General features: G+C 66.0%; 20 protein-coding genes. 16 read left to right on the plus strand and 4 right to left on the minus strand.

The window, feature by feature from the left end; all coding sequences use genetic code 11:
* The first annotated feature begins 1 nt into the window (after position 1).
* The 16 genes from cbiD to cobK are packed head-to-tail and all read left to right on the plus strand — an operon-like array spanning position 2 to position 14,955.
* On the plus strand, positions 2 to 1,186 hold the full coding sequence (cbiD, locus tag I2D41_RS06750) for a cobalt-precorrin-5B (C(1))-methyltransferase CbiD (protein WP_271741671.1): 1,185 nt from the start codon (positions 2 to 4) through the stop codon (positions 1,184 to 1,186).
* Positions 1,179 to 1,412, plus strand: coding sequence for an SAM-dependent methyltransferase (locus I2D41_RS06755; RefSeq protein ID WP_195363986.1), 234 nt, complete (start codon positions 1,179 to 1,181; stop codon positions 1,410 to 1,412). The genes cbiD and I2D41_RS06755 overlap by 8 nt, the downstream gene beginning before the upstream one ends.
* Positions 1,413 to 2,546 carry a cobalt-precorrin 5A hydrolase gene (locus I2D41_RS06760; protein WP_195363987.1) on the plus strand — a complete coding sequence of 378 codons (1,134 nt, stop codon included), beginning with the start codon at positions 1,413 to 1,415 and terminating at the stop codon, positions 2,544 to 2,546.
* Positions 2,546 to 3,289, plus strand: a complete 744-nt coding sequence (gene cobJ, locus I2D41_RS06765; protein ID WP_195363988.1) for a precorrin-3B C(17)-methyltransferase — start codon at positions 2,546 to 2,548, stop codon at positions 3,287 to 3,289. Before I2D41_RS06760 ends, cobJ begins: the two co-directional genes overlap by 1 nt.
* A complete protein-coding gene (gene cbiE, locus I2D41_RS06770) occupies positions 3,277 to 4,524 on the plus strand; it encodes a precorrin-6y C5,15-methyltransferase (decarboxylating) subunit CbiE (RefSeq protein WP_195363989.1) in 1,248 nt (415 codons plus the stop codon). The genes cobJ and cbiE overlap by 13 nt, the downstream gene beginning before the upstream one ends.
* Positions 4,521 to 5,903 carry a cobyrinate a,c-diamide synthase gene (locus I2D41_RS06775; RefSeq protein WP_271741672.1) on the plus strand — a complete coding sequence of 461 codons (1,383 nt, stop codon included), beginning with the start codon at positions 4,521 to 4,523 and terminating at the stop codon, positions 5,901 to 5,903. The genes cbiE and I2D41_RS06775 overlap by 4 nt, the downstream gene beginning before the upstream one ends.
* Positions 5,818 to 7,038 carry a nicotinate-nucleotide--dimethylbenzimidazole phosphoribosyltransferase gene (locus I2D41_RS06780; RefSeq protein WP_229042227.1) on the plus strand — a complete coding sequence of 407 codons (1,221 nt, stop codon included), beginning with the start codon at positions 5,818 to 5,820 and terminating at the stop codon, positions 7,036 to 7,038. Before I2D41_RS06775 ends, I2D41_RS06780 begins: the two co-directional genes overlap by 86 nt.
* Positions 7,035 to 7,583 (plus strand): bifunctional adenosylcobinamide kinase/adenosylcobinamide-phosphate guanylyltransferase, encoded by a 549-nt coding sequence (locus I2D41_RS06785; RefSeq protein WP_195363990.1) that lies wholly within the window; start codon positions 7,035 to 7,037, stop codon positions 7,581 to 7,583. The genes I2D41_RS06780 and I2D41_RS06785 overlap by 4 nt, the downstream gene beginning before the upstream one ends.
* Positions 7,538 to 8,347 carry an adenosylcobinamide-GDP ribazoletransferase gene (locus tag I2D41_RS06790; protein ID WP_229042229.1) on the plus strand — a complete coding sequence of 270 codons (810 nt, stop codon included), beginning with the start codon at positions 7,538 to 7,540 and terminating at the stop codon, positions 8,345 to 8,347. The genes I2D41_RS06785 and I2D41_RS06790 overlap by 46 nt, the downstream gene beginning before the upstream one ends.
* Positions 8,344 to 9,345, plus strand: coding sequence for a histidine phosphatase family protein (locus tag I2D41_RS06795; RefSeq protein ID WP_195363992.1), 1,002 nt, complete (start codon positions 8,344 to 8,346; stop codon positions 9,343 to 9,345). Before I2D41_RS06790 ends, I2D41_RS06795 begins: the two co-directional genes overlap by 4 nt.
* Entirely contained in the window at positions 9,345 to 10,319 is a 975-nt protein-coding gene (cbiB, locus tag I2D41_RS06800) for an adenosylcobinamide-phosphate synthase CbiB (RefSeq protein WP_195364005.1), read from the plus strand. The genes I2D41_RS06795 and cbiB overlap by 1 nt, the downstream gene beginning before the upstream one ends.
* Positions 10,316 to 11,539: a pyridoxal phosphate-dependent aminotransferase gene (locus tag I2D41_RS06805; RefSeq protein ID WP_195363993.1), complete on the plus strand. Its 1,224-nt coding sequence runs from the start codon at positions 10,316 to 10,318 to the stop codon at positions 11,537 to 11,539. The genes cbiB and I2D41_RS06805 overlap by 4 nt, the downstream gene beginning before the upstream one ends.
* Entirely contained in the window at positions 11,532 to 13,031 is a 1,500-nt protein-coding gene (locus I2D41_RS06810) for a cobyric acid synthase (protein WP_271741673.1), read from the plus strand. The genes I2D41_RS06805 and I2D41_RS06810 overlap by 8 nt, the downstream gene beginning before the upstream one ends.
* Positions 13,028 to 13,543 (plus strand): cob(I)yrinic acid a,c-diamide adenosyltransferase, encoded by a 516-nt coding sequence (locus I2D41_RS06815; protein WP_195363995.1) that lies wholly within the window; start codon positions 13,028 to 13,030, stop codon positions 13,541 to 13,543. Before I2D41_RS06810 ends, I2D41_RS06815 begins: the two co-directional genes overlap by 4 nt.
* Positions 13,544 to 14,185, plus strand: a complete 642-nt coding sequence (locus I2D41_RS06820) for a precorrin-8X methylmutase (protein ID WP_195363996.1) — start codon at positions 13,544 to 13,546, stop codon at positions 14,183 to 14,185. It begins immediately after the preceding gene.
* Positions 14,185 to 14,955: a precorrin-6A reductase gene (gene cobK / locus I2D41_RS06825; RefSeq protein WP_195363997.1), complete on the plus strand. Its 771-nt coding sequence runs from the start codon at positions 14,185 to 14,187 to the stop codon at positions 14,953 to 14,955. The genes I2D41_RS06820 and cobK overlap by 1 nt, the downstream gene beginning before the upstream one ends.
* A 211-nt stretch (positions 14,956 to 15,166) precedes the next feature.
* On the opposite strand, the gene I2D41_RS06830 is transcribed toward cobK, so the two are convergent.
* The 4 genes from I2D41_RS06830 to I2D41_RS06845 all read right to left on the minus strand — a co-directional run bounded on the left by I2D41_RS06830 (position 15,167) and on the right by I2D41_RS06845 (position 20,435).
* Positions 15,167 to 16,381: an ABC transporter permease gene (locus tag I2D41_RS06830; RefSeq protein ID WP_195363998.1), complete on the minus strand. Its 1,215-nt coding sequence runs from the start codon at positions 16,379 to 16,381 to the stop codon at positions 15,167 to 15,169.
* Positions 16,378 to 17,151, minus strand: coding sequence for an ABC transporter ATP-binding protein (locus tag I2D41_RS06835; RefSeq protein WP_195363999.1), 774 nt, complete (start codon positions 17,149 to 17,151; stop codon positions 16,378 to 16,380). The genes I2D41_RS06830 and I2D41_RS06835 overlap by 4 nt, the downstream gene beginning before the upstream one ends.
* On the minus strand, positions 17,151 to 18,587 hold the full coding sequence (locus I2D41_RS06840) for an efflux RND transporter periplasmic adaptor subunit (RefSeq protein ID WP_195364000.1): 1,437 nt from the start codon (positions 18,585 to 18,587) through the stop codon (positions 17,151 to 17,153). The genes I2D41_RS06835 and I2D41_RS06840 overlap by 1 nt, the downstream gene beginning before the upstream one ends.
* 132 nt (positions 18,588 to 18,719) lie before the next feature.
* Positions 18,720 to 20,435, minus strand: coding sequence for a L,D-transpeptidase (locus tag I2D41_RS06845; RefSeq protein ID WP_195364001.1), 1,716 nt, complete (start codon positions 20,433 to 20,435; stop codon positions 18,720 to 18,722).
* Between the last annotated feature and the right edge of the window lie 245 nt (positions 20,436 to 20,680).

Raw genomic sequence — 20,680 nt, forward strand, 5'->3', positions numbered from 1 at the left:
CGTGGCCTTCGAGCACTACATATATACCGGGACGACCCGCCTGCGCTGCGGCTATACCACGGGGAGCTGCGCCACGCTCGCGGCGAAGGCGGCCTGCGAGATGCTCTTGTCACGAAAGCCCGTCGGCCACGTGTCGATCGTCACCCCCGGCGGGCTGCCCGTCGAGACGGACGTGGTCGATGCATGCATCGGCGAGGGGTGCGCCCAGTGCGCCGTGCAAAAGGACGCAGGGGACGATGCCGATGTGACCGACGGCGTGCTCGTGTACGCGCGCGTGGAACATGCGGGGTCGGGCACGGGCGCTGCGGGCAGCAAGGGCGTGCCCACGCGCGAATCGGAAGTTTCCGTCGATGGCGGCGTGGGCGTGGGGCGCGTGACGTTGCCCGGGCTCGAGCAGCCGGTGGGGGCGGCCGCCATCAACGCGACGCCGCGCGCGATGATCACTTCGGCGGTGCGCGAGGTGTGCGCCGCGCACGGCTTTTCTGGAAATATTGCTGTGACGATTTCGGTACCCGAGGGTGTTGCCCTTGCCAAAAAGACCTTCAACCCGCACCTGGGGATAGAGGACGGCATCTCCATCCTGGGCACGACGGGCATCGTCGAGCCGCGCAGCCTCGCTGCCTTGCGCGACAGCATCGAGCTCGAGATCCGGCAGCATGCGGCTATGGGGCGACGCGGAGTCGTGCTCACGCCCGGCAACTACGGCGCGCAGTTCATCTCGGGGCATTTCCACCTAAACGGAGCGCCGGTGGTCTTCATCTCCAACTTCGTGGGCGATGCGATTGATTGCTGCGTTCGCGAGGGATTTACCAATGTCCTTCTTGTGGGACACATCGGTAAGCTGGTGAAGGTCGCGGGCGGAATCATGGACACTCATTCGCGTACCGCTGACTGCCGCGCGGAGATTCTGGCCGCCCACGCGGCCTTGGCCGGCGCGGGCGCGAAGACCGTGCGTGAGATCATGTCGTCGGTCACGACCACAGCGGCGCTCGAGGTAATCGAGGCCGCCGGCGTGGGGGACGCTGCGCGCGCCTCGCTCGCTGCGGCAATCGAGGACAGGTTGCGTCGCCGCGCGGCGGGCGCATGCGACATCGCCGCGGTCGTGTTCGACGCCGAGCGCCGCGAGCTTTTCCGCACGTCGGGCGCCGATGCAGTTATCGGGAAATTGGGGGCGACGTATGAGTAAAGGCGTGCTGTACGGGGTGGGCCGCGCAATCGGCTGGCCGGGGACGAAGGTGGTCATGAAGGCGCGTCGCTCGCTTGCGGACACGAAGCGCATCCTTTGCGAGGAGGGCGCCTTCGACGGCACCGAGCTCGTTGAGGACTGTGGGCTTCCGGGTGAGCGCGTGTACCGCTCGCTCGACGATGTGCCCGATCGGGGCAGCTACTTCTCGACGATGGTGGTGCGCTAGATGAGGGTTTCCTGCATAGCGTTCACCGAGAGGGGATATGCGTTGGCGGAGCGCACCGCACGCGCGCTTTCCGATTGCGCACAGACAGGTGAAGATGACCCTGGCTGGGACGTTTCCGTTTCGCGCGGGTTCGGCGAGGGGAAGGCCGACCTGCGCGCATGGACGGCGCTCGCGTGGGAAGCGTCGGACGCGCTTCTGTTCGTGGGCGCGGCGGGCATCGCCGTGCGGGCGATCGCGTCGCATGTCGCCTCGAAGACAAACGATCCCGCGGTTGTGGCGATCGATGAGGCGGGGCGCTTTGCCGTCCCGCTTTTGTCGGGGCATTTGGGCGGTGCGAACGAGCTTGCGCAAACTGTGGCACGCGCGGCAGGGGCCATCCCCGTCATCACCACGGCGACCGACGTCCGCGGCGTGTGGGCGGTGGATACGTGGGCGCGCCGTGCGGGGCTCGCCGTTTCGAATCCCGAGGCCATCAAGCGAGTGTCGGCGCGGCTGCTTTCTGGCGGGCGCGTGGCGCTCTATTCCGACATGCCGATTTCGGGACAGCCGCCTGAGGGGGTTGACATTGCGTCTGACCGCGCTCGGGCCGATATCGTCGTGTCGCCGTTTGCTGGCGCGAATGCAGGTGCGTCCGCTCGCGCGGCGGAGACAACGGGCAAGGTCGTGCCCGCCGGTGAGACGGGGAAGCCGGCGTGCGTGCGGGCGCAGGCGCCTGCGCCCGAGCCGCTTCGCCTTGTCGTTCCCTGCATCGTTGCGGGCATAGGGTGCCGTCGCGGTGCGTGCGCCGAAGCGATCGAGGAGGCGTATCTTCTCGCGTGCGGGCAGGCGGGCATCTCGCCTTCGGCCGTGCGCGAGGCAGCGACGATCGACGTGAAGGCGCACGAGGAGGGTCTGCTCGCCTTCTGCCGCGCGCGCAATATCCCGCTTGCGACCTATTCCTCAGAGGATCTGTCGCAGGTCGAAGGTAGCGTTTCGCCATCTGATTTCGTGCGCGCGACGGTGGGGGTCGACAACGTGTGCGAGCGCGCGGCGCTCGCGGACGGGGGCAAACTTATCTTCCCGAAGCTCGCTCACGGCGGCGTGACCGTCGCGTTTTCCAAGGTAACTATCGAACTTTCGTTTAAGGAGCGGTGATGGGAAAGCTCTTCGTGGTGGGGATCGGCCCGGGCGGCCCCGACGGCATGACGATTGCGGCCCGGCGCGCGCTCGAGGCGGCCGACATCGTTGTGGGGTACACGAAATACGTGGAGCTCGCGCTCGCCGCCGTGCCCGACGCGGCGTATCTCGCGACGCCGATGATGCACGAGGTCGAACGGTGCCGCCTGGCGCTTTCGCGCGCGCAGAGCGGAGAAGCCGTGGCGCTCGTGTGCAGCGGTGACGCGGGCGTGTACGGCATGGCGAGCCCCGTTCTGGAGCTTGCGGAGGACTACCCCGATGTAGACGTGGAAGTTATCGCCGGGGCCACCGCGGCTCAGAGCGGGTCGGCGGTGCTCGGCGCCCCGCTTGCCCACGACTTCGCGGTCGTGTCGCTCTCTGACCTGCTCACGCCGTGGGAGGTCATCGAGCGCAGGCTCGCCGCCGTGGCGAGCGCAGACTTCTGCATCTGTTTGTACAACCCGCGCAGCAGAAAGCGCGCCGACAGGCTCTCGCGCGCGGCGAAGATTATGCTCGAATGGAAGGCCCCCGACACGCTCTGCGGCTGGGTACGCAACATCGGGCGCGAGGGGCAGCAGTCGGGCATGTGCAGGCTCTCCGAGCTGGGGGAGATCGACGCCGACATGTTCACCACCGTGTTCGTCGGCAACGCGGACACGAAGCGCGTAGGCGGCCGCATGGTCACGCCGCGCGGGTATCGGGAGATTCCATGCGAAAGGTAACGATCATCGGGGCGGGGCCCGGAAACCCCGACTTGCTCTCGCGCGCGGCGCTCGACGCGATCGACATCGCCGACGTGGTCATCGGCGCTCATCGCGCGCTTGCCGGCATCGACGTACCGCCCGACGTGGTGAGATACGAGCTCGTGAAGACGGCGGACATCGTCGCCGCGCTCACCGATGCGGCGTCGTGGCGGCGCGCCGTGGTCGTGATGACGGGCGATGTGGGGCTGTTCAGCGGCGCGCGCCGCCTGGTGGAGGCGCTCTCCGGCGACGCGCAGGTGGACGTGCGCGTCGTTCCCGGCATAAGCTCAGCGTCGTATCTCGCCGCTCGCCTTGCGCGTCCATGGCAGGATTGGCGCTTCGCGAGCGCTCACGGCGTGACGTGCGACATCGTGGCCGAGGCCGAGCGCGCAGGTGAGCTCTTCCTCGTCACGTCGGGCGGGGAAGACCCCTCGCGGCTTTCGGGCGAGCTCGTGCAGGCAGGCTTCGGGGACGCGCGCGTGACCGTGGCCGAGCGCCTGTCGTACCCCGACGAGCGCATCACCTGCGCGACCGCAAGTGAAATTGCAGGTCAGACGTTCGACGATTTGAACGTGATGCTTATCGAGTTCGCAGGCGGCGCCGCAAGCTCCCGCTGGCCGTACGCTTCCTCGGGCATTCCCGACGAGCTCTTCATCCGCGGCGACGTTCCCATGACCAAGCAGGAGGTGCGCGCCGTCGCGCTCGCGAAGCTTCGCCTTACCGCGACCGACACCGTGTGGGACGTCGGCGCCGGCACGGGGAGCGTGTCGATCGAGGCGGCGCTCGTCGCGCGAGCGGGGTCGGTATGGGCGGTTGAGCGCAACGCGGCCGGCGTGCGGCTCATCCGGGAGAACGTGGCTGCATTCGGGTGCGGCAACGTGCATGCAGTCCCCGGTGTCGCCCCCGAAGCGCTCGCGAAACTGCCCGTCCCCGACGCCGTGTTCGTCGGCGGGAGCGCGGGCGAGCTTCCCTCCATCGTGGAGGCGGCGCTCGAGAAGAACTCGCAGGTTCGTCTGTGCGTGCCATGCGTCACCGTTGAGACGCTCACCGAGGCGTGCGCGCTCCTCTCGGGTTCGCGCTTTAAGGGGTTCGAGGCGTGCCAGGTGTCGGCCGCCCGCGCCGAGGCTGTAGGCTCGCACCATCTTATGAAGGCGCAAAACCCCGTGTTCCTCGTCAGCGCGCGTGGTGCAGGTGGGGAAGGCGGTGCCCGGTGAGCACGACCATCCCGCGCTTCATGGTCGCTGCGCCCTCGAGCGGGAGCGGCAAGACGGTCGTTACGTGCGCGCTCCTGCGCGCGCTCGCGCGCCGCGGCCTCGCATGCGCGGCCTTCAAATGCGGCCCCGACTACATTGATCCGCTCTTTCATCGCCGCGTCGTGGGCGCGCGCTCGGGCAACTTAGACGGCTTCTTCACCGACGCCCCGACGCTGCGCGCCCTGCTCGCACGCGGCGCCGCGGGCGCGGATGTCGCGGTTCTCGAGGGGGTCATGGGCTTCTACGACGGCATGGCGCCCGGCGTGGCCGACGCGAGCAGCTACCAGGTTGCGCGCGACACGGAAACGCCGGTCGTTTTAGTGGTGAACGGGTGCGGGGCGTCTTTATCGCTCGCCGCCGTAATCCGCGGCATCGCCGAGTTCCTGCCTTGTGCGAACGTGCGCGGCGTCGTGCTGAACAAGACGAGCGCCGCTGCCTGCGCCTACGCGGCGCCTGCGATCGAGAAGCACACGGGCGTCGCGGTTTTGGGTAATATTTCCGCCGACGAGGCGTTCTCGCTCGAAAGCCGGCATCTGGGGCTTGTGACCGCCGACGAGGTCGAGCAGCTCTCCGCGCGCATCGACAAGATGGCCGAGCTGGTGGAAAAGAGTGTCGACGTCGACCGCTTGCTCGAAATAGCGGCGACGGCACCCGATATCTGCGAGGAACCTTATCGGATGGAGCCGATCGCGGGAGCGCGGCCCATCGTCGCCGTCGCGCGTGACGAGGCGTTCTCGTTTTACTACGAGGAGAACCTGCGCGCGCTCGAGGACCTGGGTTGCGAGCTGGCCTTTTTCAGCCCCCTGTGTGATAGCGAGTTGCCCCGGGGGACAAGCGCCCTCTATCTGGGGGGCGGCTACCCGGAGCTCCATGCGCGGCAGCTCTCCGAGAACGCGCCGATGCGCGAGGCGGTGCGGCGCGCGGTGGAATCTGGCATGCCGACGGTCGCCGAATGCGGTGGGTTTCTGTATCTGCAGCGCGAAATCGCCGATAGCGAGGGGCGGCGCTGGCCTGTTGCGGGCGCCCTTGAGGGCGTAAGCGAGAACGGGGGAAGGCTGTCCCATTTCGGGTACGTGGAGCTCACTTCACAACGCGACGGGCTCTACGGGCCGCGCGGCACACGCATCCGCGCGCACGAGTTCCACTACTGGCAGTCCACCTGCCCGGGCGGCGACTTCTGGGCGCAGAAGCCCCGGCGCGACAAGGGCTGGCCGTGCATGACGACCACCCCGTCCCTGGTTGCGGGCTTCCCGCATGTGTACTATCCTGCGAACCCCGACGTTGCGCGCGCGTTCGCGTCTGCCGCAGCGTCGTTCGCAGAGAGGAGACGGCATGGCTGAAGCAACCGAAACCGCGCTTGCCTGCATCCGCGAGGAAGTCGAGCGCGCGTTCTCGTCGGCGCCGGGCGCCGTGCTCGAAGCCGCGCTCTCCCGGATTGCGCCCGCAGACGAGTGCGCCCGCGCCGCCGCGTACGCCGCGTGGGACTCCATCGCGCACCCCTTGGGGGGATTGGGCGACTTTGAAGACGCCGTCGCGTGTATCGCCGCAGCTCAGGGGAGCGCCGAGGTGGTCGAGTTTCCCCGTGCGCTCGCGGTATTCTTCTCCGACAACGGGGTCGTTGCCGAGGGCGTGTCGCAAAGCGGGCAAGACGTGACGCGAGCCGTCGCGCGCAACATGTGCGAGGGGGCCACGAGCGCCTGCCGCATGGCGGCGTTCGCGGGTGCCGAGGTCGTGCCCGTCGACGTGGGTATGGCCCGGGGCATAGAAGACGCGCACATGGTGCGCGCGAACGTGCGGCGGGGGAGCGGCAATATCGCGCACGGCTCCGCTATGTCTCGCGATGGGGCCGTGCGCGCGATCGAGGTCGGAATCGCCGTCGCGTGCGGACTTGCCCGCGCCGGCGTGCGCCTTCTCGCCGCGGGCGAGATGGGCATCGGCAACACGACCACCTCGGCGGCGGTGGCCGCAGTGCTCATCCGGGCGGACGCGCGGAGCCTCGTCGGGCGCGGCGCGGGGCTCTCGGACGCCTCGCTCGCGCGCAAGCGCGACGTGGTCGAGCGCGCCATCGACGCGAACTCGCCCGATCCCGCCGACCCGATCGACGTACTCTCGAAGGTGGGCGGCTTCGACATCGCGGCGATGTGCGGCTTCTACCTGGGGGCCGCGGCCTCGAAGGCGCCGGCGCTCCTCGACGGGGTCATATCCTGCACGGCGGCCCTGTGCGCGGCGCGCCTGTGCCCCAACGCCTTGGGCTACCTCGTGGGCACCCACGCATCAAGTGAACCCGCAAGCCAGGAGCTCCTTCGCGAGCTCGGCATAAAGGCACCCCTCGACGCAGGCATGCACTTGGGCGAGGGTGCGGGCGCCATGGCGTATCTGCCCCTTCTGGATTCTGCGCTGCGCGTGTACCGGGATGGGAAGACGTTCACGGCGACTGGCATGGCTGCTTACGAGCATTTCGAGGCTGGGAAATGACGGTGACGTTCGTTATCGGCGCCGGCGCGAGCGGCAAGAGCGCCTATGCCGAGTCCCTGTGCCTTGGGCACGACGGCCCCCGCGTGTACCTGGCAACGATGGAGCCCTTCGGGGAAGAGGGCGCCCGCCGCATCGCGCGCCATCGGGCGCTGCGCGAGGGCAAGGGGTTTTCCACCCTCGAGCGCACGCGTGACGTGGGCGCCGCAGTGTCCGGGCTTCCGCGCGGCTGCACGCTTCTTTTGGAGGACGTGGGCAACCTGGTTGCGAACGAGCTCTTCGCGGAAGGCGGCTTGTCCCCACGTGACCCCGACGCTACGGCTCGCGAGGTGCTCGGAGACATCGAACGGCTCGTTCAGGCGGCTGCGTATACGGTGGTGGTCTCCGTCGACGTGTTCGGCGATGGGATGCGCTACGATGAGGGGACCGAGGCATGGAGGCGCGCGCTCGCGCGCGTGAACGCGGGCGTGGCGGCGCTGGCCGACCGCGCAGTCGAAGTGGTATGCGGGATTCCCGTGTGGTTGAAAGGCGAAGGACCTACAAGGTGAAGATAGCAGAGGCAATCTGCGCGGCGTTCGGAACGTTCTCGCGCATCCCCGTCCCGAAATCGGCCTGGACCGATTTCGGGTCAACCCATGCGCTTGCCGCGTTTCCCCTGGTGGGCCTCGCGGAAGGCTTCCTCATGACGGCGTGGGGGCACGTGGCGAACCTGCTCGGCGTGCCCGCGACCATCGTCGCGGCCGTGCTCGTGGCGTTGCCTGTGGCGGTGACGGGAGGCATCCACCTAGACGGGCTCTGCGACACCTCCGATGCGCTTGCAAGTTGGGCCCCGCGCGAGCGAAAGCTCGAGATCATGCACGACCCGCGGGCGGGCGCCTTCGGGGTCATCGGTGTTGTCGTGTACCTTATTCTGCAGTTTTCCCTGTTCACCGCGCTGCCGCTTACGGCGGGGGCGTTCCTCGCGCTTCTGTGCTCGCTCGTGTTCTCCCGCGCGCTTTCGGGGCTCGCCGTAGAATGCTGGCCTGCCGCGCGGGCGGACGGCATGGCCGCGGGACTCTCGCCTGCTAAGAAGCGCGCGGCGATCGTCGTGCCGCTTTGCGCTTTCGCTGCGGCTTCGGCTGCAGGGATGGTCGCGTGCGCTCAGGCCGTCGGCGCCCTTATGGCGGTGGCGGGGCTTTTGGCGCTCGCGTGGTACCGTCATGTTGCCCTGTCCCGCTTCGGCGGGGTGACGGGGGATTTGGCCGGATGGTTTCTGCAATGGGCCGAGCTCGCGATGCTTGCCATGCTGGTGGCGGGGGGTATGCTCCTATGATTCTCGTGGTAGGCGGCGCGCATTCGGGGAAGAGGACCTTCGTGCGCGAAAAGCTCGGGTTCGCGGCGGACGATTTCGTCGACGCGGCGCAGCTTGCGGAGGGCGGCGTGCCCGCGGCTTTTGCCGGCCGTGTCGCGTACCGTGCTGAGGAACTCGTACGCGCGCTCGACGCTGACCGGGCGCTCGAGCGGCTGATTGGCTTCGACGCAGTGATTCTGCCCTTGGTCGGCTCGGGGGTCGTCCCCATGCGTGCGGAAGACGCCCAATGGCGCGAGCGCGCGGGGCGCCTGGGATGCGCGCTTGCTGCGCGCGCCGACGTCGTCGTGCGCATGACGTGCGGGATTCCCCAGGTCATCAAGGGAAACCTTGCCGATGCGCCTCGAGGGACGCAGGGCGCGGGTGCGCCTTTGGAAGTCGTCTTCGTGCGCCATGGTGCCACGGCGGGCACGGAAGACCATCGCTACAGCGGGGCGGGCACCGACGAGCCCCTTTCGAGCGCGGGCGAGCGCGCTTTGCGCGAGCTCGCGTGCGATCGTGACGTGTTCCGTGTTATCACGAGCGGCATGGCCCGCACCGACCAGACGGCACGCATCCTCTTCCCGAATGCGGAGCTTATGGCATGCCCCGGTCTGCGCGAGATGGATTTCGGTGACTTCGAGGGGCGAAGCGCCGCCGAGCTTAAAGAGGATGCGCGCTACCGCGCCTGGGTAGACTTCTGGTGCGAGACGCGGTGCCCGCATGGCGAGGGCAAGAGCGATTTCACCCGCCGCGTCGTCGCGGCGTTTCGGGAGGCGTGCGAATCGGAGCGCGCCCAGGGGAGTGGGCGCGCCGTCTTCGTCGTTCACGCAGGTACCGTGAAAGCGCTGCTTTCCGAGCTTGCTGTCCCGAAAATGGAATACTTCGACGTGCATACCGTGCCGGGCGGCGCATGGGCCGCCACCTGGGATGGGCGCTACCTTCGCGACGTTCGCCCCGCTTCGGGGGGCGATGCCCGGTGATGACGATTCTTGCCGTCGCCGCTGGGTTCGCGGCCGACCTTGCCTTCGGCGACCCGCGCTGGCTTCCCCATCCCGTCGTCGCCATGGGGCGCGCGATCACGTGGGCCGAAGGCCGCCTGCGGGGCGCATTCCCGCAAACGTCCGCGGGCACGCGCGCCGCAGGGCTTGTGCTCGCCGTGGCGCTTCCGCTTGCGTGTGGGCTTTTGACCTGGGGAATCCTGCATCTTTGCGGCATGGTTCACCCCGGCTTGCGCTTCGTAGCCGAGGCATGGGCGAGCTATCAGATTCTCGCGACATGCGAGCTGCGCCGCCAGAGCCTGGCCGTGGCCCGCGCGTTCTCGAAGGGCGGCCTTGTCGCGGCGCGCGAAACCGTCGGGCTCATCGTGGGACGCGACACGTCTGTTCTCGACGAGCAGGGCGTTGCGCGCGCCGCCGTGGAAACGGTGGCGGAGAACGCGAGCGACGGCGTCATCGCGCCGCTTTTCTACCTTATGATCGGGGGTGCGCCCTTGGGCATGGCGTACAAGGCTGTGAACACGCTCGACAGCATGGTGGGCTACAAAAACGCGCGCTACATCGACTTCGGCTGCGCCTCGGCGCGCCTCGACGATGCGGTGAACTGGATTCCCTCGCGCTTATCGGCCCTGCTCATGATCGCCGTGTGCCCGATCGTCGGGCTCGACGCGCGCGGGGCGGCGCGCATCTGGCGCCGTGACAGGCGTCGCCATGCGAGCCCCAACTCGGCGCAGACCGAGTCAGCGTGTGCGGGCGCGCTCGGGCTGCGCCTGGCAGGACCCGCGGTGTATTTCGGCAAGCTCGTTGAGAAACCGACGATAGGCGACGCGTCCCGCGAAATCGAGTGGGGCGACATCGTCCGGGCGACAAGGCTCATGCTCGCCGCGTCCGTATGCGCGCTCGTCGTCTTCGGCGCCGCTCGCGCGGCGGTCGTGCTCGCCGTGGGGGCGATGGCATGAGGGAAGACCACACTGCGTCCCGGGCTGCCGGGGGAATCCTGCGCGCCCGTACGCATGGGGGTAGCTCGCAATCGCTCGGCATCGCTTGCGAAGGGGGCGCCTCCGACCTCATCGACTTCTCGGTGAACGTGAATCCGGCAGGCCCCTCGCCGCGCGCCGTCGCCGCAGCTTGCAAGGCGCTTTCTCGAATCGACGCCTACCCCGATAGGGAAAGCCTCGCCCTCGTTCGCGCCCTAGCGCGCACCCAGGGCATTCCCGAAGATACTATCGTTTGCGGCGCGGGCGCGTCCGACATCATCTGGCGGCTCGCCGCGGCGGTGCGCCCGAAACGCATCGTCGTGTGCGCGCCGACGTTCTCTGAATATGCGGAGGCGGCATCGTACTACGGCGCATGCGTGCAGGAGTTCCCGCTCTCCGAAGCGGATGACTTCGACGTGCCCGCCTCCTTCGCCCGCGCGATCGAGGGGCCGGGAGACGTGGCGTACCTCTGCAATCCGAACAACCCGACGGGGCGCCTCGCCGACCCCCGCGTGATCGATGCCGCGGCTTGCCGCTGCGAGCAGGTGGGCGCACTGCTCGTCGTGGACGAGTGCTTCCTCGGATTTGCGCCCGACGCCCGCGAAAGGAGCGTGGCCGCACGCGCCGCGTGTTCGCACCATGTGGCCGTGCTCTCCGCGTTCACCAAGCTCTACGGAATGGCAGGGTTGCGGTTGGGGTATCTGATCAGCGGAAACGCCCAACTCATCGAGGGGATTCGCCGGGCGGGGCAGGCGTGGCCCGTCTCCTCGGTCGCCGAGGCCGCGGGCATCGCCGCCCTGGAAGACGTCGAATACGTCTCGCGCACGCGCGATGTATTGGCGGGCGAGCGAGCGTGGCTTTCCCACGAGCTCTCCTCGCTCGGGCTTTCCGTCGTGCCGTCGGATGCGAACTTCCTTTTAGTCCGCACGCCGGCGAAAGACATCCCCGAGCGCCTTTATAAACAGGGGGTTTTGGTCCGCACGTGCGACTCGTTTTCGGTACTGTCCCGTTTCTGGTGCCGCGTCGCGGTGCGCACGCGCAAGGAGAATGCCCGGCTTGCGATGGCGTTCAGCCGCGCGCTTCGGGCGGAAGGCGCATCGGGCGAAGGCGAACCTGTCGAACGGGGCGGCGCTTCTTGCAGCGGCGCTATGGCGGGCGCGGATGGCCGAGGCCCGGCGAAGGAGGTCGATACCCGTGGGTAGGGCGAAGCCCATCATGATCCAGGGCACCATGTCGAACGCGGGGAAGAGCCTGCTTGCGGCGGGGCTGTGCCGCGTGCTTTCGCAGGACGGCCTGCGCGTGGCTCCCTTCAAGAGCCAGAACATGGCGCTCAACAGCGGTGTCACGGCCGACGGGCTCGAGATGGGGCGCGCCCAGATCATGCAGGCCGAGGCGTGCGGCATCGCGCCCGACGTGCGCATGAACCCCATCCTGCTCAAGCCCGAAAGCGACCACCGAAGCCAGCTCATCGTGGCCGGCAAGGCGCAGGGAGCCTTCGCTGCGAGGGACTACTTCGCGCGAAAGAAGGCGCTCATGCCGCAGATTTTGGAAGCGTTCGATTCGCTCGCGGAGGAAAACGACGTCATCGTCATCGAGGGCGCTGGCAGCCCCGTCGAAATCAACCTTGCCGAAAACGACATCGTCAACATGGGGCTTGCGCGCGCCGTGTCCTCCCCCGTGCTGCTCGCGGGCGACATCGACCCAGGCGGGGTGTTTGCCCAGCTCTACGGCACGGTCGCGCTCTTTGCACCCGAGGACCGCGCGCTTTTGCGGGGGCTTGTGGTGAACAAGTTCCGCGGCGATGTGGAAATCCTGCGCCCGGGTTTGGCCCCGCTCGAGAAGATGTGCGGGGTTCCCGTCGTGGGAGTCGTGCCGTATCTTACGCTCGACCTGGACGACGAGGACTCGCTTGCGCCGCGCCTATCTGCCCGCGAGGCGCGCGGCGTCATCGACGTCGCCGTCGTGCGCCTTCCGCATCTGTCGAACTTCACCGACTTCGACCCGCTTTCGCGCGTGCCCGGCGTGGGCGTGCGCTATGTTTCCTCGACGACCGATCTGGGCCGACCCGACCTGGTGGTGCTCCCAGGCTCGAAGACCACGCTCGACGACGCGCGCTGGCTTGCGGCTAGCGGCATCGGAGCCTGTGTACGCGCGCTTTCGGGCGCGGGCACGCCGGTGCTCGGCATATGCGGAGGCTACCAGCTTTTGGGAGACGAGCTTTCCGACCCGCACGGCAGGGAAGGCGCTGGCACCGCGCGCGGGCTCGGGCTCATCCCTGCAAGTACGGTGTTCAAGGAGGAAAAGCGCCTTGCCCAGTCGGAGCTTCGCTTCACGGGCGCCCAAGGCGCGTTCTCGGTGTGGAACGGCATGACGGCTCGCGGGTACGAGATTCACGACGGCGAAACGATCGTCTCCTGCGCCCCTGCGGGCACGATTGGCGGCAAACCAGAAGGCGCGGCCTGCGGAAACGTGTTCGGAACCTATCTCCACGGCCTGTTCGACGAACCGGGGGTGGCGCTCGCCCTCGCGCGCTCGCTCGCGCGCATGCGCGGCCTGCCCGAGAGCGTCGTGGGTGCTGCGGGCGCAACGTCCGCAGCCGATCACCGTGCGCGCGAGTTCGACCGCCTGGCCGACGTCGTGCGCGGGGCGCTCGACATGGAGTATGTCTACCGCATTATCGAGGAGGGCGTATGATCCACGTGTATCATGGCGACGGCAAAGGCAAGACCACGGCGGCGATGGGCCTCGCCCTTCGCATGCTCGCCGCAGGCCGCCGCGTCGTCGTCGTGCAGTTCCTGAAAGACGGCGAAAGCGGGGAGGCGCGCCTGCTCGCCGAGCATTTCGGCGTGCCCGTGTTCGCGGGGAAGGTGTCGGACAAGTTTACCTGGTCGATGACGTCGGAAGAACTTGCCGCGACGTGCGAGCTGCACGATGGGAACCTCGCTTCCGCGCTCGCCGAGCTCGAGGGCGCTCAGGAGGGGCTGCTCGTGCTCGATGAGGCGCTCGACGCGCTTTCGAAGGGGCTTGTCGACGAGGCGCTCGTGGACCGCGCGCTCGATATGTCCGCGCGCGGCGTCGAAGTAGCGCTCACCGGGCGCGCGCCTTCCCGCAAGATCGTGGAGAAGGCCGACTACATAACCGAGATGCGGTGCGAGAAACACCCCTACTCTCAGGGGATATGTGCAAGGGAAGGAGTGGAGTACTAGATGGATTTCAAGGAGATGGCGCCCGGCGACATCGAGCGGCGCAGCTTCGAGATCATCACCGAAGAGCTCGGCGGCCGCACGTTCCCGCCGCTCGAAGAGCCCGTCGTGAAGCGCGTCATCCACACCACTGCCGACTTCTCGTACGCCGATTCCCTCGTGTTCACCCATGACGCCGCGCACTGTGCGCTCGACGCGCTGCGCGCAGGGGCCACGGTGCTCACCGACACGAACATGGCGCTCGCAGGCATAAGCAAGCCCGCGCTCGCGAAGCTCGGCTGCAAGGCCGTGTGCTACATGGCCGACCCTGATGTCGCCGCGGCTGCGCGCGCCGCGGGCACGACTCGCGCCGTTGCGAGCATGGACAAAGCTTGCGGCATCGAGGGTCCGCTTGTCGTGGCCGTCGGCAACGCTCCCACAGCACTTCTGCGCCTCGCCGAGCTCATGGACGCGGGGAAGATTGCGCCCGCGCTCGTCGTTGGGGTGCCGGTCGGGTTTGTGAACGTGGTCGAGGCGAAAGAGGAGCTACTCGCGCGACGCGTGCCGGCCATCGTCGCGAGGGGTCGCAAGGGCGGTTCGACCGTGGCGGCCGCCATTATGAACGCGCTGCTCTACCAGATCACGCGCCCAGGCGGCCCGAAGTGATGGCGCCCGCATCCGCACCGGCGCTGCGCATCTTCGCCGGCACCACCGAGGGCCGCCTTCTGTGCGAATGGGCGAGCGGGGCGGGCATCCCCGCCCGTGCTTACGCGGCAACCGAGTATGGAGGCGAGCTTTTGGGCGAGCTTCCGGGCATCGAGGTGCATGCGGGCAGGCTCGACGAGGCCGACATGGAGCGCGAGCTTTCCGGCGCGCGCATCGTCGTCGACGCCACGCACCCCTTCGCTACGCTCGCAAGCGGCAACATCCGGGCCGCTTCGCTCGCCGTGGGTGCACGGTGCCTGCGTCTTGCGCGCCCGGTCGAGGCGCTGCCCAAAGGCGTCGTGCCGGTCGCGTCGATCGCCTGCGCGGCGCGCTTTCTCTCCGAGAACCCGGGTCGCGCGCTTCTCACGACGGGGAGCAAGGAGCTTGCTCCCTACACGCGCGTCGCCGATTTCGCGGAGCGCTTCTTTGTGCGTGTGCTCCCGCTGCCCGGTGCTATAACGAAGTGCATCGACGCGGGGTTTTCGCCGTCGCACGTCATCGGCATGCAGGGGCCCTTCACCCGCGAGCTCAACGAGGCGATGCTTCGGCAGGTGGGCGCCCAGTGGCTTGTGACAAAGGACTCGGGAACCGTAGGCGGCACGGCCGAGAAGCTCGCCGCCGCGCGCGCCGTGGGAGCGCGCTGCATCGTGGTCACCCGTCCCGCCGAGGGAGGCGGGGCCCTTTCGCTTCGGGAAGTGGAAGACGCGCTCTTACGGGAGTTCGCGCGCTAGGCGCTCGCCGCGCCTGCGTTCCCTCCCGCCCGCGAGGAGGAGCGCCTCGAGCAAGCTCGAACCGTACAAGACCGTCATCCGCCAAAAGTTCGAGGACGACGCCCGGAACTGGCGCAAGTAGCCCTTCAATAAGTTGCGGTGAAATAGTGTCTGTTTTTGCTGCTAGATAGCATATTCAGTCCCTAATTCACCGCAACTTGTTGGTGGTGGCTTACTGGTAGCGTAGGCACTCCACCGGGTCGAGCTTTGCTGCGCGGCGAGCGGGGTAGAAGCCAAAGATTACACCGATGCCGACGGAGACGGCGAAGGCCAGCAGCACCGTGGCGATTGAAAAGCTCGGTGTGATTTGCCCGCTGGCACCGAGCTCGCCGAGAACCCCTGATCCTGCGGCAAACATCGCAAGAGCCCAGGCCAGCAGATAGCCAATCAGGACACCCAGCAGACCGCCGGTGATGCACAATGCCGAAGACTCGGCTAAAAACTGCGCGGTGATATCGCGACGACTGGCGCCCAGGGCACGGCGAATACCGATCTCGCGGATGCGCTCAGTCACGTTGGTGAGCATCATATTCATAATGCCGATACCGCCGACAAGCAGCGAGATGCTGGCGACAGCGCCCATGATGAGTGAGAACGCGCCCATAAAGGAGTTGAGTGCATCGATGGCGCTTTTCATGGATGTCGCCGATACACTGTCGTACTCATCCTCCTCCTCGATGCCCTTCATCGCGCGCACCTTGGACTCGATGGTCTTACAAAGCTCATCCATGTCCGTGCCCTCGGCGGCAAGTGCCGTCACGCTGGGGAATGAAGGATTCTCGTCGCTAAACAGCCCGGAGATGGTTTCGCGTGGCATATACAGCGTGAGCGAGCCCATGGAGTCGCTGCCGCCATCAATCACGCCTACAATCTGCACTTCGCCGTTGGACACCTTAATAGTCTTGCCCACCGCGTCCTGTTCGTTGCCGTAAAGCTGATCGGCGCCGCCGCGGCTGATGAGCGCCACGCGCGAGCCTGATTGAGACTCGGCCTGGGAATAGGTACGCCCCGCAACGAGCTTGCTGGCCCCCACGGCGTCGAGCATGTCGCTATCGACACCCTGTGCCATGACGGTATAGCTTTTATCGCCGGTCTTATACTCGGTATAGGCGCTGTCCACGATGCCGATCTGCTCAATCTGCGGCACCATTTTGCGGAGCTTCTCGACGTCTGACTCGGTGAGTTCCTGCGACGAGTAAATCTGCACCATGCGTGCCGCATTGAGGCCCAGACTGTTGACCAGGCTGTTTTGGATGCCGCCGATGAGCGAAGTCATGGCGATAACCGAGGCGATGCCGATGACAATGCCCAGGATGGTGAGCAGGCTGCGCCCCTTGTTGGCTTCGAGCGAGTGAAGGGCTTCCTGGATGAGATCGCGGGCGCTCATGCCATCTCTCCTTTCGGCGGGTTGGCGGAGGCGGAAATCCTGGGCAGGCTATCCACGGCGCTGCGCAGGGTCCGCGGTGCATGTGGAATATACGCGCCATCGTGAATGCGACCGTCGCGGATGGTCACGGCACGGTCGGCCTCGGCGGCGATGCCGGGGTCGTGTGTGATAAGCACGATGGTTTTGCCGCGCTTCTGGAGCTTATGGAAGGTTTCCATCACAAGCGCTCCGGTAGCGGAGTCCAGGTTTCCCGTCGGCTCGTCGGCCAGAATGATGGGCGGGTCATTGACGAGGGCGCGCGCGATTGCGACGCGCTGCATCTGGCCGCCCGAGAGCTCGGATATGCGGTGGTCCCAGTGGTCGACGGGCAGCGTGACAGCCTGCAGCGCGTGCACGGCGCGCATTTCGCGCTGGCTACGGGGCACATTGGTGTAGGCCAGCGGCAGCATCACATTTTCGATAACCGACAGGCGCGGCAGCAGGTTGAAGCTCTGAAAGACAAAGCCAATGCTCAGGGCGCGAACTTCGGTGAGCTCCTCATCATCGAGCTCGGCCACGTTGAGCCCTTGCAGGTAGTAGTCGCCCGCCGTCGGCTTATCCAGACAGCCTAGGATGTTCATGAGCGTCGACTTGCCCGAGCCCGAGGGGCCGGTGATAGCGACGAATTCGCCGGGATTTACCGCCAGGCTCACGTTGTGCAGGATGTGGGCGCACCCCGCCTCGCTCTCAAAGATGCGGTGCACGTTGCGGATGTCGATAACGGGACGCATTACATGCCCTCGTCGGCTGACATACTGCCCGAATCCGCACCGTAGCCGCCGTCAGCCGTTGCGTCCGCTCCCGTGTCCATGACGAGGGTGTCGCCATCGCGCAGCTTGGTAACCGGAACGTTGGGGTTGATCTCGTTGCCCTGGTCGTCGCGCTTAACCTGTGTCTTGCCGACTACGGCTTCGTTGTCGTTTTGCGTCACGACGGTCACCTTCACGCGATGGGTTTGCTTGCCCTCGTCATCGGTTGCGACGTTGACGTAATAGTGTTCGCCGTCTTCGGTCATGAGCGCCATCGTCGGCACCATCACCACGTCGTCGAGCTGCTCGGTCACCACCGAGACCTCGGCCGTCATGCCCGGCTTCAGGCGCGCGTCGGGCGCCTCGATGAGAATGTCGACGTTAAAGGTCACGCTGCCGCCGCCACCGTTGGCGGCGTCGGAGTTTGCCACCGACGCGATAGCCGTGACGGTGCCCTGGCTCACGATATCGGGAAACGCGGGATACGTGACGTTGGCGCTCTGCCCAACGGCGATCTTGGCGATGTCCTTTTCGCCCACCTGCACGGTCACCTTCATCTTAGATAGGTCGGCGATCTGCATGCACTGCTTGCCGCCGCTCGTATCGCTTTCGCCCATGATCATGCCGCCTGTAACCGTGGCGCCCACTTTGGCATTGAGCTCCACGATGCTACCCGAGCTCGGGGCCGTGACCGTGCGACTGGAGGCCTTGGCGTTCGCCTGGTCGAGGTTTGCCTGGGCTGATGCGAGGCTGCGCTGCGCGGCCGATACGGCGTTCGTGTCCACTGATGCGGCGGAGACGCCAGCCGCTGCGGAAGCTCCCTCGACGTCCGTCGTTGGGGTGGCCTGCGCAGCAGCTGCGGCTTTCTGCGCGTTGGCGAGGTCTTCTTGAGCGGCAGCAACTGCACGCTGCGCCTCGGCAACGTTGCGATCGAGCTCGTCGTTTTTAATGGTCATAAGCACGTCGCCCTCGTTGACGGATTGGCCTGCCTGCACGTTGATAGAATCGACCGTGCCGTCGACAGAAGGGGAGACCACTGAGGACGAAATGGGTTTGAGCTGGCCTTTCGCCTCGACCGTTGTGGTAAACGTGCCCTCGGTCACCATGTCGGTCACAGGCCCGCTAGCTCCCTGTGGCTGCGCATTGAGAACCAGGGTAGCGACAATGGCAATGAGCGCGACGGCACCCACGACGCCGGCGGCAATACCGCGACGAATCAGCTTTTTGCGTCGGCGTTCGGCACGCTTTGCCTTGAGCTTGGCATATGCCTCTTCATCGGAAATCTCGGCCGTATCGTTCGCGCGTCCGCTCTGCTTGTCGGCATGTACGTTTGTAATCAGAGGAAACGTTTCGGTGGCACCTTCGGGCGTGCGCTCGGTATCATCTGGGCCCGGGGTGATCGTGGGGACATTCGGCATAGCGTCTCCTTTATAGAAAGAACCTCGATAATTATATGCGCCCACCGGTTGGGGCGGGCGCATAGGACGGTTTCTTTCGGAACTGTTAGATTGGTCGCAGCGGTTCCACGTTGTAGGAATGCGCGCGTTGCACTACGAGTGGACAACCACGCACAGGCCGACTTTGATGCAATCGTGCAGTGCCTTGGCGTCGGCCAGGCGCAGGTTGATGCAACCGTGGCTGCCGCACCACTTGTACGACTCGGCGTTATCGAAGCTCTTGTCGTTTTGCCAGGTGGCGTCATGGAAGCCGATCATGTTGCCCTCGAATGGCATCCAGTAGCTGACCGGGCTCTCGTATTTGGGCTTGCCCGTCTCTGGGTCCTTGGCGCCGATCAGCGTGCTCGCACCATTGTTGCTGTTGATCTGCCATACGCCTTCGGGAGTGGCGTCCTCGCCCGGCTTGCCCGAGATAAAGTTGGCTTCCCACACGATATTGCCGCTCTCGTCGTAATAACGAGCATGCTGCTCGGACAGGTCGACGTCGATATATGCCTTCCAGTCGGGCTCGCCCTTTGCGGTAAAGGTGTCGGCCTTCTGGGAGTACTTGATCTCGATCTCGCCGGTCTGCTTGTTGTTGATGGCATCTTCGACCTGCTTGGCGAGCGTCGTGCTATCGATAGACCAACCAAAGTCGCCGCCCTCGACGGCGCACTGCTTGCCGTCGGCGCGTGTCCACCAGCGGGTGGATCCCACGGTGTTAAAGCCGTTGGCAAGCTCGGCGGCCCAGCTGCTGATCTGCGAGGTGTCGAGCGTGGGGTTCGCCGGATCGGCAAAACTAATCCACTGCAGCACGGAGCTGCCATCGACCTTGCCGGCATCCTCGCCGTTGAGCTTGAGGGTGACGTTGACGCCCAGGAAGTTGTTGGCGGCATCGCAAGCAGCTTGAATCTGGTCGTTGGTCAGCGTTCCATTGAGCGGTTCATAGGCATCGTTGCCGAGCTTCGTAAGATCGACGGTCTCGGCGAGCGAGGCAAGCTCGAGCTCGGCGTACTTAATGACATGATCGCGGTTGAGCTTTTCATTAGAACGCGCCTTCTCGACGGTAAACTTGCCGGCTTGCTCGTCATAGGAGCTTGATGCCTCGAACGTGCCCGAGCGGCCCTCGTTGAAGTCATCGATGGTGGCCCCCAGGTCCTCCTCAAATTGCTTTTGATCAAAGGCATCGGAGAGCATGGAAAGGTCGACATCCTGATCCAAATCGACCTCGTCGGAAGTGATGGTGGTTTTGGTCTTGCCGCCAAAGGATTCAACGAGGCGGACGGGCCACATAAAGGACTCGTTATGGCTAATGATCTCTTTTGCGGCGGCTTCACCGTCGACGATGGGTTCATCGGACTCGGGCTGATAGGTCCAGCTAAAGTCATCGCCCGTGACGGTGAGCTTGTAGTGCTTCCATGCCGAGTTGACCTTGGTGGCGGCAGACGAGGCGTTGGAGAACGAGACATCCACGCCGGCGATGGTTGTGTTGGGGTAGGCGACCTGAGAGAATGCTACAACACCAACGATGTAGACGATGGCGATAAGACCCAGGACGACAAATAGCGTCGTCTTCTTACCGGACTTTTTGTTGTCGGCGGGCTTACCTACGGGGCCGCGGTCTCCTCGAGCATGCGAGGGGGCCTGCTTGGGAGCGTTGCCGTTTCCTTGACGCTGCTGACGCTGCTGGTTTGGGCGCGGCGAGGCGTTTGCTGCACCACGCTGCTGACCGTGGCTCGGCGCGATAGGACGCGGCGACTGAACGCCGCCGGTGTGCCTGCTCGGCTGCTGCGGATCGGGAATCAGTTGAGTTCGATCGTTTTGCGACATCGTATGCATATCCTTCGATTTTCGCCTTGCGGTTCATCGTGTTTTTACTGGGCTTGCATTATAGCGATTGCCCTGCTGTTTGTGGTACGGAAACGGTGGCATTCAAAAGAGGTGGGACATTTGTCCCACCTTTGAGTTCAAGACTTTAGTCTGCTGGGCGCGCAGCGGCCAGCTTCAACCCACCCGCTATGCGGGTGGAGACAAACGGCTTTACAAAGCCACCCCTCCGACCGATATTGACGATT

The sequence above is a fragment of the Collinsella aerofaciens genome, assembly GCF_015552075.1.
Taxonomy (GTDB): Bacteria; Actinomycetota; Coriobacteriia; order Coriobacteriales; family Coriobacteriaceae; genus Collinsella; species Collinsella aerofaciens_Y.